At 39.9% G+C, this 13,648-nt stretch carries 13 protein-coding genes and 1 other annotated feature; all 13 genes read right to left on the bottom strand.

All coding sequences use genetic code 11. The features are described 5' to 3' along the window. Window positions 1–109: 109 nt before the first annotated feature. Window positions 110–2,902 carry an isoleucine--tRNA ligase gene (ileS, locus tag LG372_RS09410; RefSeq protein ID WP_225742679.1) on the bottom strand — a complete coding sequence of 931 codons (2,793 nt, stop codon included), beginning with the start codon at window positions 2,900–2,902 and terminating at the stop codon, window positions 110–112. 44 nt (window positions 2,903–2,946) lie between these two features. After that, window positions 2,947–3,158: a binding site (T-box leader), on the bottom strand. Next, the gene (locus tag LG372_RS09405) at window positions 3,159–3,944 is read right to left on the bottom strand and encodes a DivIVA domain-containing protein (protein WP_049487346.1); all 786 of its coding nucleotides are present in this window, start codon (window positions 3,942–3,944) and stop codon (window positions 3,159–3,161) included. A gap of 8 nt (window positions 3,945–3,952) precedes the next feature. Beyond that, on the bottom strand, window positions 3,953–4,738 hold the full coding sequence (locus LG372_RS09400) for an RNA-binding protein (protein ID WP_225742678.1): 786 nt from the start codon (window positions 4,736–4,738) through the stop codon (window positions 3,953–3,955). After that, a complete protein-coding gene (locus tag LG372_RS09395; protein ID WP_000576496.1) occupies window positions 4,735–4,998 on the bottom strand; it encodes a YggT family protein in 264 nt (87 codons plus the stop codon). Before LG372_RS09395 ends, LG372_RS09400 begins: the two co-directional genes overlap by 4 nt. Further along, window positions 4,998–5,531, bottom strand: a complete 534-nt coding sequence (locus LG372_RS09390; protein ID WP_225742677.1) for a cell division protein SepF — start codon at window positions 5,529–5,531, stop codon at window positions 4,998–5,000. The genes LG372_RS09395 and LG372_RS09390 overlap by 1 nt, the downstream gene beginning before the upstream one ends. Window positions 5,532–5,540: 9 nt before the next feature. Then, on the bottom strand, window positions 5,541–6,212 hold the full coding sequence (locus tag LG372_RS09385; protein ID WP_001049393.1) for a YggS family pyridoxal phosphate-dependent enzyme: 672 nt from the start codon (window positions 6,210–6,212) through the stop codon (window positions 5,541–5,543). Window positions 6,213–6,216: 4 nt separating this feature from the next. Next, entirely contained in the window at window positions 6,217–7,473 is a 1,257-nt protein-coding gene (ftsZ, locus tag LG372_RS09380) for a cell division protein FtsZ (protein WP_000144257.1), read from the bottom strand. 17 nt (window positions 7,474–7,490) lie between these two features. Further along, complete coding sequence (ftsA, locus tag LG372_RS09375; protein WP_033688313.1) at window positions 7,491–8,870, bottom strand: cell division protein FtsA; 1,380 nt, start codon at window positions 8,868–8,870, stop codon at window positions 7,491–7,493. A 213-nt stretch (window positions 8,871–9,083) separates the two neighbouring features. Continuing rightward, complete coding sequence (locus LG372_RS09370) at window positions 9,084–9,788, bottom strand: TIGR02206 family membrane protein (protein ID WP_115904069.1); 705 nt, start codon at window positions 9,786–9,788, stop codon at window positions 9,084–9,086. Window positions 9,789–9,878: 90 nt separating this feature from the next. Continuing rightward, a complete protein-coding gene (locus tag LG372_RS09365) occupies window positions 9,879–10,490 on the bottom strand; it encodes an NUDIX hydrolase N-terminal domain-containing protein (RefSeq protein ID WP_115904067.1) in 612 nt (203 codons plus the stop codon). Continuing rightward, entirely contained in the window at window positions 10,480–11,850 is a 1,371-nt protein-coding gene (locus LG372_RS09360; RefSeq protein WP_225742676.1) for a UDP-N-acetylmuramoyl-tripeptide--D-alanyl-D-alanine ligase, read from the bottom strand. Before LG372_RS09360 ends, LG372_RS09365 begins: the two co-directional genes overlap by 11 nt. Window positions 11,851–11,934: 84 nt before the next feature. Beyond that, window positions 11,935–12,978 carry a D-alanine--D-alanine ligase gene (locus LG372_RS09355; protein ID WP_225742675.1) on the bottom strand — a complete coding sequence of 348 codons (1,044 nt, stop codon included), beginning with the start codon at window positions 12,976–12,978 and terminating at the stop codon, window positions 11,935–11,937. 294 nt (window positions 12,979–13,272) lie between these two features. Then, window positions 13,273–13,648 (bottom strand): TipC family immunity protein (locus LG372_RS09350; protein WP_225742674.1); only part of this gene is annotated, 376 nt, incomplete at its 5' end.

The following is a 13,648-nucleotide window of genomic DNA, read 5'->3' as shown; positions in this document are numbered from 1 at the left end:
ATATTTCCTTTTCATTAAAAATTAATATTATACATTAATTTTGTTTAATATTTTCTTTTATATCAAACTAAAATACACACACAGAAAACTTTTTTAATCTATAATTCGATTATTTCTCTTCAAATCCTTCTGCGACTGCGTCCGCAAAGTTTTCTTCTACGATGCTTGCACAGTGGTCACAGATGACTGCGTGGTAGCTTCGTTCTGCTGTCGTTGGGTCGATACGACGGCAACGGTCACATACATCACCTGCAGCGCGTTCTACTGTGAAGGCCACATCTTCGAAGCTAACAGCAGCTTCTGGAGCTGGTCCTTCTGCGATGGTCAATTCAGACACGATCAAAAGTTGAGCTACATTACTGTTTACTGCTTCGAGTAGAGTTTTCACCACTTCGTTTGGATAAACTGTCAAGTGTGCTTCAAGTGATTTACCGATAACTTTGGCATTACGCGCTTCTTCCAAGGCTTTTTGAGCTTGTCCACGGAAGTCCATGAAGGCAGCCCATGTATCCAAGATTTCTTCTTGGTTAGCAAAAGTTTGTGCTTCTGGCAATTCTGACAATTGAACGAAGTCTTCTGTTTCAAACTCAAGGTATGACCAGATTTCCTCTGCTGTATGAGGAAGAATTGGTGTCAAGAGTTTGGTGATTTTCACAAGAATGTCATAGAAGACAGTCTGCATTTGACGGCGTTCCAGTGATTTTGCACCTTCGATATAAACAACATCTTTGGCAAAATCAAGGTAGAAGGCTGACAGGTCAACGTTGATAAAGTTCACCAAGGCCTTATAGATTGTCAAGAATTCAAAGTTTGCATAAGCATCACGAATGGTCTTAACAAGCTGGTTAAAGCGAATAGTCATGTACTTATCAACTGAACGTAGTTCTTCATAAGCTACTGAATCTTGAGCTGGGTTAAAGTCAGAAGTATTGGCAATCAAGAAACGAAGAGTGTTACGGATCTTACGGTAAGTTTCAGAGACTTGGCTCAAGATATCCATAGAGATACGCACGTCGTTGCTTGAGTCTACACTTGTTACCCAAAGACGCAAGATTTCTGCACCAAATTGTTTTTCAACATCACTTGGGGCAATGGTATTTCCAAGAGATTTAGACATCTTCTCACCTTTACCATCAAGGGCAAAACCTTGTGACAAGATTTGTTTGTAAGGTGCTACGCCATGATTGGCAACAGATGTGATAAGTGAAGAATTGAACCAACCACGGTATTGGTCAGAACCTTCAAGATAAAGGTCTGCTGGGTAAGTCAACTCAGGACGGTTTACCACAACCCCATTCCATGATGAACCTGAGTCAAACCAAACGTCCATGATATCTGTTTCTTTTTTGAACTCACCATTTGGTGAACCTGGATGAGTAAATCCTTCTGGCAAGAGGTCCTTAGCATCACGTTCCCACCAAATGCTTGAACCATGTTCCTCAAAGAGTTGAGCCACGTGTTCAATAGTTTCAGCAGTCATAATCGCTGTACCGTCTTCAGAGTAGAAGATAGGAAGTGGAACACCCCAAGCACGTTGACGAGAGATAACCCAGTCGCCACGGTCGCGGATCATATTGTAAAGACGGACTTTACCCCATTCTGAGTGGAATTTAACCTTTTCAATTTCATCCAAGATTTCTTGACGGAATTTAGAAACTGAGGCAAACCATTGTGGTACTGCACGCCAGATGATTGGTTTCTTAGTACGCCAGTCAAATGGGTATGAGTGAGAGATTTCTTCTTGGGCAAGAAGGAGGTTACCAAGTTTCTCGATAACAGTTGGAACTACCTTTTCATAGAATTGACCTTCAAACTCAGGACCAGCATTCTTCATCATGATACCACGTTCGTCAACAGTCACTGCGACTTCAAGATCATTAGCAATACCAACATTGTAGTCGTCCTCACCAAAACCAGGGGCTGTATGGACAATACCAGTACCAGAGTCAGTTGTAACGTGGTCACCAAGGATAACCAATTCATCTACAGCTATATCCCATGGATGTTCTGTTACGATGTGGTTCAATTCTTGACCACGGTAAGTTGCCAAAACTTGAACATCAACCCAGCCAAACTTCTCAGACAAGCTAGTCAATAATTCTGCAGCCACCACAAACTTACGAGCTTCACCAGCAGGTTGAACCAAAACGTAATCAATATCTGCACCAACAGTCAAACCACGAGAAGCTGTGATGGTAAATGGAGTTGTTGTCCAGACTACGATATAAGTATCTGTATCTAGAATACCTTTGCCATCTTTTACCTTGTTGGCATAGTAAAGGGAAGTTGAAACCAAGTCATGGTATTCAATCTCTGCTTCAGCAAGGGCAGACTCAGATGACCAAGACCAGTAAACTGGCTTGGCACCACGGTAGATATAACCTTTGTTAGCCATCTCTCCAAATACACGGATTTGAGCTGCTTCATAGTCAGGAGTCAAAGTCACATATGGATTTTCCCAGTCACCAGAAACACCTAAACGTTTAAAGTCTTCACGTTGTTTATCTACTTGAGAAAGAGCGTATTCACGGCAAAGTTTCAAGTACTCAACCAAGTCCATTTCTTTACGTTTGACACCTTGTTTTGCCAAAACTTGCTCGATTGGCAGACCATGAGTATCCCAACCTGGAATATAAGGAGCATAAAATCCTGACATTGATTTTGAACGAACAATGATATCTTTTGAAATCTTGTTCATAGCGTGTCCAACGTGGATATTTCCGTTCGCGTATGGAGGGCCATCATGCAAAGTGAAATGAGGTTTTCCTTGGTTCAATTCTTGACGACGTTGGTAAAGTTTTGCATCTTCCCATTCCTTTTGCCAAACTGGCTCTTTGGTAGGAAGTCCTGCACGCATTGGGAATTCAGTTTTCCCAAGGTTAAGGGTATCTTTGAGTTTCATGGTATCTCCTTTATAAATAATAACAAATTAAAACCACGACTTCCAAAAAGGACGAAAATCGTGGTACCACCTTTATTCGGAAAAAGATCTAATCTTTCTCCCTCTTATCCCGTAACGTGGGAAACGTCAAATCTTACTTCATTCAGACTTGAGTTTTTGAGAGGATAATCTTATCATTAGGGAATGCAGGACTCACACCATCTCCTGCTCGCTGGAAATATAAGGATAAAATATTGTTCTCACATATCACTATTCATTATAAGATTAGGACAGATTCTTTATTTGTATCTTCCTCATTCGATGAAGGGCCTTCGACTTCAACTGGCTCTAAATGTTCTTCCACATAATGATGTTGTTGAGCTTCAAATTCAGCTAATTCTCTATTACCAGCCTCAATTCGAGCTTGTAACTCAGCCATTTCTTCAGGTGTAAATTGACGAGTCATATCGATTGGTTCTTCTTCTGGTTGTGAATACACTGACTCACCAAGAACTTCACCAACAACTTCTTTAAATGCTTCATCACTTGTCTGAAGATAGGTAGCTGTTGGGCGCAGAATATCTTCCCAATCTGATGATTCAACAATTGCTAACTGACTCTCAATTGTAGATTTGAGACGTTGGTGGAAGACACGGCTTTTGTTCTTCAATTCTTCAGTCTCAACAGCAACTTTCTTAGCATTATCAGTAGCTTGACGCAAAATCTCATTAGCCTTATATTTTGCTTCTTCAAGCAAACGTTGGGCATCTTGCTCTGCCTGTTGGATAATATTATTAGAACGATCTTGAGCAGCTTGTTTCACACGCTCTGCCGTATCTTGAGCAATCAATACTGATTGACTCAAAGAATCTTTCATCTCATCAAAGTAAGACAAACGTTCTTCCAAGCTCTTGATATGCAACTCTTTATCATGATTGCTTCGAACTAAATCTTCATAATCACGAACAATAATTTCAAGAAATTCTTCAACTTCTTCTGGATCAAAACCTCTAAATCTTGTACCAAAGGTTTTATCTTTGATTTCTAACGATGTAATTGGCATATTATTCCTCACTTACTTAATAATAATTGGACCGTTAATTTCTTTTTATCTTTTTTTGTTTGCCCATTATCTCTAACAAGTTTCAATCGACCAAATTTCCTCACACTAATCAAATCACCAACTTGAACTGCATAATCTGATTTTTCAACTAAATGGTAATTAACTTGGACTGCCTGTTTTTCAATTAACTGACTTGCCTGATTTCTAGACAGCTTTAAGACACCTGCTAGAAAACCATCTAATCTAGAACTAGCAATACAAATATCTAATTCTTGATAATTTTCTACTGTAGCAATTCTCTCAGTAAAATCCCGTTCTTCTAGACGAACCGGTAACCGAGCAATTTTCGTAATGCCGTCTTGAAAAAGGAGCATAAACTGTCGATTAATGATAATCTGTGCTCTCTCTTCGTTGACTAAGATATCACCAAATAGCTTCCTATCAATTCCTAGCTTGTTTAAAACAGTTCCTAATATTTTTGCATGTGTTAACCGCTCAAACTTATTAGGATAGACAATTTCTTGCAAGGAAAGTTCAAAATCAGAGAATTCTGGCTCAAAATAATCAGGATACAGGAGAACCCGTACATATTCAGTTTCAAGAAACTGCCGACTGCTCATGTAGGAGATGCCGTTGGTTGATGCTAGCACCTTTAAAATCTTTTCTTGATGGGGATTTACAAAGGGTGTTAAAAAAGGAGAATAGGAATCTTCTACCTTTTTTATCCATTCTACTCCCTTATCAATAAAAGACGAATCATTCTTAGAAAAGTGTTGATAAATCATCTTGTTCATAGAAAGATCACTAAAAGTCGAATCAACTGTTCCCCTAAGAAGTGAACTAGTAATACCGCAATCCAGACAGACAAATCAAGACCTGCAATCTGGAGGGGTAAACGTTGCAAGGGAGCTACTATCGGTTTCACTAAACTAATAATCAAGCGTCCAAGACGTGATTCATAAGCATTGGGAAACCAAGACATCAGAGCAAACACGATTAAAATCAGTGAATAGATATCCACTGCATTTTGAACAAAACGAATGAGAAAGATCATTATCTTACTCTCGTACGTTTCATATCAAAGCCAAATTCACCATTTTGTGATTCATCTGGAATTTTGATATCTTCAATATTGACGACAACATCAACTGGTGTCAGCAGGTACATAGTAGATGCTACCTTTTTCATGTTACCAGCTAAAACGTGGCGCGCCCCATCCAGATAGTCCAAACAACGACGTGCTTGAACTTCTGTCATATATTGGAAATCAATCAAAATACTTTCGTTACCAGCTAATAAATCAACAATATCTGTGGCATCTTCGTATTTACGTGGATAACGAACATCAATTGTCACCTTATCAGTAGAACGTTGACTTTGCATAGCCAACTCTTGTTGACGGGCATGAAGACGAGTGATGTTTTTATCTTTAGATGGCGTGCTAGCAGCTTGTTGAGGCAACTCTTGAACAGAAGGGACTGAAGTCACAATCGGCTCTTCAGCTTTAGGCTGATATGCAGTACTAACATCTTCTCCATCTTCTGTAAAATAATCTATAAATTTATCAAATCTATCTTTTAAAGACATATTTCTTTCCTATTTAAAAAATGCTGTACCAATTCTGACAAATGTTGAGCCAAATTCAATCGCTTCCTTGTAGTCACGACTCATACCCATACTCAAGTCCGTCATTGGCATATTGGGAATTTGTTTTTCTCTAATTTCTAGTTGCAAATCCTGCGTAGCTTTAAAAATTTCTTTCAACTCATCACTACTAGCTTCAAAAGGAGCCATGGTCATCAAGCCGACATATTCAATTTTATCTAAGGTGGCCAATTCTGGCAAGAGCTCTAATAGTTCTTCCCTTGAAAAACCATGTTTGCTCTCTTCCCTTGAGATATTTACTTGTAAGAAACACTTAACAACTCTGTCACTTCTTTTTTGAATTTCCTCTGCTAGCTTTAATGAATCCAAAGCGTGGAAATAATCAACATACTGAATGACATCTTTGACCTTGCGTCTTTGCAAGGTTCCAATCAAATGCCAGGTAATATTTCTATCTTTTAAAGCTTCATATTTCTCAAGAAATTTATCTACACGATTTTCACCAATATGATGCACACCTAGCGGAAGCAAAGCCTCCGCTGTCGGTACGTCTACATATTTTGTAACAGCAACAACCGAAACAGAATTAGCTTCTCTTCCTGCCTGCTGACTTGCATCTTTTATTTGTTGAAAAACACGTTCTGTATTTTCTTTCAAATTCATTTACTTAACGATTTTTGAAAAATGGAGGAGTGTCTAATTCATCCTCATCGTGTAAAGATGGTGCTTCGAAACGTTCAACTGGTGATACAACTGAATCAGTTGGTCGAACAATTGTCTCACGACGCAAGTCCCAATCACCAAATGCTGAAGATTGAGAAGTTTCTGTACGGCGAGGTGCTGGACTTGGAATTTCTGCAGTTTCAGCCATATCAAACTGACGATTATGATTGTGTGCATGACTAGGACTTGCTTGTTCATGACGGACAACTTGTCTTGGTGCATGGCCCACAACTTTTTCCACACGATCTTGACGAACACCAGTTGCCACAACTGTAACACGAATTTCATCTTTCATGTTTTCATCGATAGATGTTCCGAGCCAAATGTTCACTCCTTGACCCGCTGCTTGGTTGACAATCTCTGAAGCTTCTTCTGCCTCAATCAAGGTTAAATCAAGACCACCAGTAACGTTGACGATAACATCCTCAGCACCATCAATAGTTGTTTCAAGAAGTGGTGAGTAGATTGCCTTACGAGCTGCTTCTACCACACGTTCTTCACCACTACCGATACCGATACCCATTAAGGCGTTCCCTTTATTTGCCATAACTGTTTTTACATCGGCAAAGTCAAGGTTAATCAAACCAGGATTTGTAATCAAGTCCGTAATTCCTTGAACACCTTGGCGAAGCACGTTATCTGCTTCGCTAAGAGCTTCAAGAAGTGGAGTTTTCTTATCAACAATTTCAAGTAAGTTGTTGTTTGAAATAATCAATAAAGTATCTACATGCTCACGAAGTTGATTGATTCCTTCTACAGCGTACTGACCACGTTTGCTTCCTTCGAAACCGAAAGGACGTGTCACAACACCAACTGTAAGCGCACCTAAGTCTTTAGCAATGCGGGCAATAACAGGAGCTGCACCAGTACCAGAGCCACCTCCCATACCTGCAGTAATGAAGACCATATCTGCTCCAGTAATAGCTTGAGTCAAGGCTTCTTCGCTTTCTTCAGCTGCCTTTTGACCAACTTCAGGTCGACCGCCAGCACCCAAACCACGAGTCAATTTAGGGCCTAACTGAATTACAGTCTCAGCTTTTGTACTACTCAAAGCTTGTACATCTGTGTTTGCTGCGATAAATTCTACGCCTGCAACACCTTCGTCAACCATGCGGTTAATGGCGTTTCCGCCACCTCCACCAACACCGATTACTTTAATAACTGCACCTTGAGCTGCTGCTGTATCAAATGAAAATGTCATAGTTTATTTTTCCTCTTTTATTCATCAAACATGCTTCCGATTAAGCCACGGAAACGATCTGCGATTTTTGGTTTATTTTGAGAAGATACTTTATCTTCTTTCGGAGCAACTACGTTCGTAGAAGCTGATTGCTCTACCTCAGTATTTTGAACTGGTTGAATAGGGGTAGGTTGTGCTACTTGCGTAACGCGTTGAATCATCCCACCAAAATTAATTGGTTGGTGACGCAAAGTATCCTCACCCTTAACTGCTCGTTGTGCTAATAAATGCACCTCAGTCAATTGACCAGCAAATTCAGACAAGCTAATCACATGAGCGAAGGCAGGATTACGGATTCCAACTTGATTTGGAACGTAAAGTTTGACACCAACGCCAAAGACTTCCTGTGCAAGTTCTACAATACCTGGTAAAATAGCATTTCCACCAATCAGAACAATCCCACCTGGAAGATCCAACAAATGTCTTCTTTCCAACTCTTGTTTGATTTGTTCAAAAATGTGTTTAATGCGAGCTGAAATAATCTCTGCTAGGTAGCTTTCTGTAACTTCTACAGGTTCTACTTCACCAATCACTTCAACTTGGAAGGTTTCATTGCTTGCAAGTGAAGGATAGGCTTCACCATAGTTCAATTTCAATCCTTCAGCTAGTTTTTGTGAAGTCTTCAAGACTTTAGAGATATCTTTTGTGACATAATCTCCACCTTCTTGAAGAATATTTGTAAACTGGAGTTCTTGGTTACGGATTGTAGCAACAGTTGTTTGACCTGCTCCCATATCAATCACCGTAGCTCCAAATTCACGCTCTCCTTCATTCAAGACTGAACGAACCAAAGCCAATGGTGAAATAATAATATTTTCAACCTGAACACCTGAGCGCTCAACTGTCTTGCGTAAATTGTGAAGAATAGTACGTGGACCTGTGTAAAGCAAACCACGCATTTCAAGACGAACACCCATCATGCCACGCGGGTCACGAATACCTTGGAAGCCATCTACGATAAATTCTTCAGGAATAAAAGTAATGACTTCACGATCTGGTGTCATACTCTTTGTCAAGGCTGATTTAACAACATTTTCAACATCTTGATCTGTAATTTCTTTTGTATCAGATGTAACTGGAATCATTCCTTGAGTTGGTTCTACTTGCAAAAGATTTCCAGGCAAACCAACATTCACTGATTTGATTGAAATGCCAGCTTTCTCTTCTGCTTGGGAAATAGCTGACTTGATAGCAGTTGCTGCTGCTTCAATATCAACGATAATCCCATCCTTTACACCTTTACTCTTGGCATTACTTACACCAATTACATTTAGTTCACCATTTCTAAGCTCGGCAACCAACACCTTAATCGAATTGGTTCCGATATCTAAGCCTGTAAAAAAACCATCTCTAGCCATTACATCGCATCCTCTCTCTTCCAAGTTTCAAACTTCTATTCAATATAGCTAAAACAGGGCATAGCTATTCACAGAATATTATAACACAAAAAATCCAATCGTGCTTAGTTTTTCCTAAATTTACTTACCATTTTTTTACATTCGCTCATCATATTTTTGTATTTTCCAAACAAGTTATAAAAAATTAGATTTATGAAAAAAGAAAGCTTGATTTTAAGCTTTCTTTGCAATCATTTTTTCTGCTTCTTGTTCTAAAAATAGTTCCAAGATTTTCTTTGTCAACGTAATCGCTGCTGACAGGGCCAGAGAAACGATTAAATAATTAGCTACTAAGCCGTGATCTCCAACCAATGGCGGTTTTGTCAAGAATCCATAATCTCCACCAGTTACCAAATTGACCACAAAAATCAAGGCATTTAGTGCAAAGGTCATGAGAAAAATTCCCTTCACATCCAGCAATCGCGCGTTATACTGTCTCAATAGATAAACTAGAGAGTTCCCCAAGAGAGCTAAGTGGCCAAATATAAAGGATAAAATCGCAATATGTGGGAAAGGATAGGCATCTGGCACTGGATAAACAAAGGCTGCTAATGTCCCAAATGTTCCTAGTAATGCAAAATACTGCCTATATTTAGACTGACCAGGAAGCAAAAGCACCACAAACATAGCCATACGGCAATGGTAAAAAGGTAAACTTTCTGATAGCGGCATATGATTGATCCAGTACCAACCGTAAAGGAGGATTAACTGAACTGCCTGTAAACTCTGGAAAAATCGTTGATAAGCCTTCTTTTCACGATAGCGATAGGCTGTATAAAAAGTTAAGGCTAAAAGTGTAAATATACTGACATACCAAAAAAGGTCAAATTTGGGTGGTTCTGTTGCTTGGGTCGTAAAGAAAATATCCCATAAATTCATCTAGTCTTCCTCATGATTCAAAATTTTCCTGCATTTTATTATACCATGCTATTTGTCAAAAATGGATTTAGAAATACGATAATCATCTTCTTAATCAAGATATTGCTCCCTCTGACCTTGATAAACCTGCCAAAGAATCTCTATTTGCTCCTTGGTAATGCGTTTTTCAGATAAGGCTGGCAGTTGGTCAATGGCAAAAAATTGAAGGTCAGCAATTTCTTGATTTTCTTGGAATTGTCCATCAAGAAGCTTACATTCAAAAACAAACTTTGCATATTGCTTGCTCTGTAGTTGGAAACGATTTGTATCAAAAACAGCTAGTAGTCTTTCTACTTTAGCTTCAAAACCGGTTTCTTCTTCAATTTCCTTGAGAATATTTTCTGTTGGAGAATAGCCGACTTCACCAAAGCCACCTGGCAAAGCCCAATCATTCTCTCCTTGTCCCCTAACCAGACAAATTTTTTCATCCTCAACTATCCAAGCACGGACGTCCATTAAAGGAGTCGCATAAGCGGAGGTCGGTTTCAAGAGTTCTACCACTTCGTCTGCATCAAGGTCTGATACCTGATTCAACATTTCAGATAACAGACTTCGCAAGTCTTCGTAGCGCTCACGGTCGAAAGGATCTTTTGTAAAGGTTAATCCAGTATCTGTAAGGGCAATCATTCTTTGAAGATACTTGGCAAAATCACTAGCATTCATTTTCTATACTTTCTACCAACTTGGCTAGATTCATAGAGTTAGAGCCTTTGAGCAGGATTTGGTCATTGACTCCAAGGCTTTCTTTAACCTGCTTGACTAGGTCTTCAAATTGGTCTTGGTCTTCTGTTTTCTTGAAGTAGTAAACGTGGCCGATTGGGAACATTTGACTAGCCAATTGGGCTAATTCAGCAATGTCTTCTCCATAGAAAATAACGGTATCAAGCACATCTGGAGAAAGGCTCAAAATCATCTGGTTATGGAGTTGAATAGACTGGTCACCAAGCTCCTTCATATCCGCCAACACTGCAATTTTCTTGCCACCTTCATTGGCTGGAATGGCAGAGAAAGTCTCTAAAATCAGCTTCATAGCAGTTGGATTGGCATTATATACGTCAGACAGGATATCTGCTCCATTTGCTGCTTTCTTCCACTCGGTACGGTTACGCGTCAATTCAAGATTTTGGAAGGCCTGACGAATTTGCTCCTCTGAAACTCCTTCTTGTAGGGCAACATAAGACGCAATCATAGCATTGGTGGCATTGTACTTACCAGTCACTGGCAAATCAAGGGCTTGCTCCAAGAAATTGGCCTTAAAGGTCAAGCTATCCTTACGCTCAACCAAGTCGGTAATTTCCAACTCTGCCCCTTGCCCAAAACGAACTACCTTTTTATCAGTTGGCAAGTAGTTCTCTACAATCGAGTCAGCTGGCGCTAAAAGCAAGGAACCAGGTGCCATCCCGTCTGTAATTTGCATTTTTCCTTTAGCAATCTCAGAGCGGTCTTTGAAAAAGGCCAAATGGGCTTCTCCAACCAAGGTCACGATAGCTGTTTTTGGATGAGCCAATTCTGACAAGAGATGAATATCTCCCAAGTGATCCTGCCCCATCTCCAAGACCAACTTTTCTGTTCCTTCTGGCATGTGGAAAACTGTGTAGGGAAGGCCAATCTCGTTATTGTAGTTACCTTGTGTTTTGTAAGTTTTGTAGCTTGTTGATAGCAAGTGCGCTAACATATCCTTGGTCGTTGTCTTGCCATTTGAACCTGTAATAGCAAAGACATCAACTCCTGTTTTTTCAAGATAGTAGGCAGCTAGGGTTTGAAAGGCCGTCAAAACATCAGCTACTAAAATGTAGGGATGATTTGCGATTTCTTTCTCAGACAAGGTTACTGCGGCACCATTTTCAAAGGCTATTTCGATAAAGTCATGACCGTCACGCGCACCTTTGAGGGGCACAAACAAATCCCCTGCAGCAATCAAACGACTATCAAACTCAGCTTTTTCTAACTGGGTGTCCTCAAAGAGGCTGATATCATTTTTAGCTCCTACAACTTGAGCCACTTCATGAATTGTTAATTTCATTTCTACTCCTTTAAAAAGGGTCGAAACTCGAGAACTCTAGTCACCTTGCAGTGATGGTTCTGGCTTCTACCCTTTCTTTCATTTTTATAGCAAATGCACTTCGCGCTTGTCAAAACTTTCCTTGGCAAGATCAACCAATCGCTCGATTAAGTCTGGATAGCTGATTCCCATATTGTCCCAAAGTAGTGGGTACATAGACCACTGGGTAAAACCTGGCATGGTATTAAGCTCGTTTAGGAAAATCTCTCCCTTTTCTGTATAGAAGAAATCGCAACGAGAGAGACCGAGGCCACCAATGGCACGGAAGGCTGTTTCTGCATTCTGACGCATGACAGCTACCACATCATCACTGATTTTAGCTGGGATATCCATGGTAATCTTATTGTCAATATATTTGGCATCGTAGTCATAAAAGGCAACATCCTTGACTACTTCTCCTGGTAGCGTACTCTTGACATCGTAGTTGCCCAAGAGACCAACCTCGATTTCACGAGCATTTACCCCTTGCTCTACCAAGACACGGCTGTCATATTGGAAGGCAAGTTTCAAAGCTTGACGGAGTTCCTCTTGATTTTCAGACTTAGAAATACCAACACTTGAACCCATGTTTGATGGTTTTGTGAAGACTGGATAAGTCAATTTTTCTTCAACTTCGGCAATTTTAGCAGTCACATCATCACCTTCGACGATGGCCACATAAGGAACCTGGGCAATCCCGACAGATTCTAAGACACGCTTGGTCGTGATTTTATCCATGGCAAGACTAGATGACAATATGTTACAACCAACATAAGGCATTTTCAAAACTTCCAAGAATCCTTGAACTGAGCCATCCTCTCCCATCGGACCGTGAAGGACTGGGAAGACCACTGCACCATCTTCGTAGATGGCACTTGGTGCAACTTTCTTATCCCAATCAATGGTTTCATTGGTCATGAGACGATCCTCTTGACCTGGAGTATGACTAAATTCTTGCGTTTTAATAAAATCACCTGACTGGCTGATGAAGAAAGTCTTGACTGTGAAACGATCGTAGTTGACCGCACGCATCACACTCTCAGCTGAAAGAACAGAGACTTCACGCTCTGCACTACGTCCACCGTATAAAAGAATAATCGTTTGTTTCATATTATTTGTTCCAATTCTAATAGAATACTCGTTCTTTAGTATATCATATTTGCTTCTTTTTTGAAACTTGTATCTAAAAAAGCCCTCATTTGAGAGCTGAAATTTTACCTATCCACCACTTGAGCTTCAAAGTGCGTCGGTTGGTCATCAACATTGGTGATGGTGATAGTATAGGGAGTTTCTTCCGTCACACCAAAAAAAGCAGACCAAAGCTATCGAATACAATAAAATGTTCTTAAGAACTCTGTCATGGCAAGCTGCTTTTATAAAACTATTACCTCGTCGTTCCGTTTGTTATTCTGTTCTCCATATATCCTTAACTATCACTTCTCCCCAATTATCTGGGCTAAAACGACTAGGGTAGATAGTGGTCCAGTCTTTAAGGACTTTATTACGGAGTACATTATCTGCTTCCTTGCGAATCTCATCGACAGTCTTTCCATGCTCCACTAGAAAGGCTTCTATTTGAGATTGCTGAAAATATCCTGTACTCTCATCATCATAGTACCACATAAACCGTTCTAATTGCTGATTGTTTACATCGTACTGGTAATCTACATTTATGGTTGTCTCTGTATCTGGCAGTCTCAAACGCATTTCTATCCCAACTTTCGTCATCTCCTGAAATCCAAAATAAAAATAATAACCTAGAGAATGAATAGTGTTTGGT

This window comes from Streptococcus sp. Marseille-Q5112, assembly GCF_916700555.1.
Taxonomy (GTDB): domain Bacteria; phylum Bacillota; class Bacilli; order Lactobacillales; family Streptococcaceae; genus Streptococcus; species Streptococcus symci.
Note: the sequence above shows the minus strand (reverse complement) of the source record. Positions and strands in the feature narration are given on the sequence as shown.